General features: G+C 67.7%; 1 protein-coding gene. It reads right to left on the bottom strand.

Annotation, left to right across the window (positions count from 1 at the left end; genetic code table 11):
* Positions 1–75: 75 nt before the first annotated feature.
* A complete protein-coding gene (locus K6I34_RS37865) occupies positions 76–468 on the bottom strand; it encodes a hypothetical protein (RefSeq protein WP_229332526.1) in 393 nt (130 codons plus the stop codon).
* Between the last annotated feature and the right edge of the window lie 105 nt (positions 469–573).

The raw sequence follows: 573 nt of genomic DNA on the forward strand, positions 1-573 counted from the left end.
ACCACTGACCCCACCGAGAGGGTTTCTGGTAACTGGGGGCGGAGCCCCCAGTTACCAGAAACCCTCTCGGTGGGGTCAGTGGTTGCGGCGGCGGAAGATCCGCTTCGCGGCATAGATGATGCCGACGATGAGCAGCACGAAGAAGAGAATGATCAGAATCCCCACCACCAGCAGGAACTTGCCCAGCTTCGCGAAGAAGCCCTTCTTTTTCTTCTTCTCGTGCTTCTCGTGCTTGGAGGCGAGCTCCACGTGGGACGCCGACGCGGAGGACGCCGCCCCCGCCGTCGTACGGACCGAACCCCCGGCCGATGCGCCGCCCGGCGCCGCGGCTGCGGCCACATCCGCAGCCGCGGGACGTATCCCCGTGGCCGCGGACGCCTGATGCGTCGCCGCCGTGGCCGTCAGGCCCATGACGGCCATGGCGACGACCAGGGCGCCGACGAGGGTGCGTGCGATCCGGTGCATCATCTCTGCTTCTGTCCTTACGCTTCGTAAGCGGTCTTGACCTGCGCGTTTCGATGCCGCGGCAGGAGCCCGCGGCACGGGCCGGGCGAGAGTACCGGCGCCCACGCC

This window comes from Streptomyces sp. UNOC14_S4, assembly GCF_020740835.1.
GTDB lineage: Bacteria > Actinomycetota > Actinomycetes > Streptomycetales > Streptomycetaceae > Streptomyces.